The sequence below is a fragment of the Bradyrhizobium sp. P5_C11_2 genome, assembly GCF_054049755.1.
Map to the genome: position 1 here is coordinate 1 of NZ_JBFULT010001011.1, position 1,348 is coordinate 1,348.

2 protein-coding genes are annotated in these 1,348 nt (G+C 58.1%); one reads left to right on the top strand and one right to left on the bottom strand.

The features are described from left to right. The coding region (locus ACXJL8_RS41215; RefSeq protein ID WP_456687053.1) for a B12-binding domain-containing radical SAM protein at positions 1-1,272 on the top strand (1,272 nt) is incomplete at its 5' end. Here ACXJL8_RS41215 and ACXJL8_RS41220 read toward each other — a convergent pair. Continuing rightward, positions 1,252-1,348, bottom strand: a 97-nt coding sequence (locus tag ACXJL8_RS41220; RefSeq protein ID WP_456687054.1) for an LpxL/LpxP family acyltransferase, incomplete at its 5' end; no start/stop codon positions are given. The genes ACXJL8_RS41215 and ACXJL8_RS41220 overlap by 21 nt on opposite strands.

Consider the following 1,348-nt stretch of genomic DNA (forward strand, 5'->3'; position numbering starts at 1 on the left):
GACGCGGACTTTCAGGTTATCGGCGAGGCCGAGCATGTCATCGAGCAGTTCATCGCCGCCTGGGAAAGCGGCGAACGCAAGGGCGTGTTCATCGCCGAGAAATTCAAGGTTGATGTCACGCTGAGCCCGATGCCTCGCTACGATCTGCTTAACTTCGATCACTATCTATACATAGGCTTGCAGTATTCGCGTGGCTGCCCGTTCACCTGCGAGTTCTGCGATATCATCGAGCTGTATGGTCGCGTGCCGCGTACCAAGACCAACGATCAGATTCTCGCCGAGCTGCAGGCGCTCTACGATCACGGTTATCGCGGGCATGTCGATTTCGTTGACGACAATTTCATCGGCAACAAGAAGAACCTCCGCACCTTGATGCCGCGGCTCAAAGCCTGGCTGGAAGAGCACCATTATCCATTCGAGTTCTCAACCGAAGCCTCGATCAACATCGCGGACGACAGCGAGCTGTTGCAGGCGATGAAGGATGCGAACTTCTTCGCGATCTTCGTCGGCATCGAGAGCCCGGATCCCGAGACGCTCGTGCAGATGAAGAAGAAGCAGAACACCAAGCGCAACATCGCCGAGTGCATTCACAAGATTTACGGCTACGGCATGTTCGTCACCGCTGGTTTCATCGTCGGGTTCGACAATGAAAAGGCCTCGATAGGACAGGCGATGACCGACCTCATCGAGGAGGCGAGCATTCCAGTCTCCATCGTTGGGCTTCTTTATGCGCTGCCTGGCACGCAGCTCACACGGCGGTTGGCCACGGAAGGCCGCTTGCACCGCGGCCATGACCTTATGAATGTCGAGCAGGCGGGCGATCAGTGCACGCTCGGGTGCAATTTCGATACCAAGCGTCCGCTTCGTGACATCCTTTCCGATTACAAAGCCGTGCTCGGGCACGTCTACAGTCCGGCGGCATATGCGGGGCGGCTGTCCCGTCTCGCAGCTATGCTCGACCGATCCGACCGGCGCCGCGATCTGCCGGATGGCGATGTGCGCAAGAGGCTTGGCGGCATCGACAGCCTTCACAAGATCATGCGGGCTCTGCCGAAAGTTCGTGAGCCGTTCTGGAAGACCTTTGTCGAAGTCGCCAAGTCCAATCCGGGCGCGCTGCGTTACATCGTGATGCTGATGGCGTTGTACATGCACCTCGGGCCGTTCTCGGAACGCGTGATCGGCGAGATTGACCGCCGCATTGCCGAGTTGGACGATGTACCTCCACTAAGGATTACCGCAGTCAGTCAAGTGCTACCTCCAGCGACGGTGTAGCCACAGCCACTGATCGGGATATTCGCGGATCCAGCCCTCGATGACCGATGTGACCGCCTGCATCGTTCCCTGAACG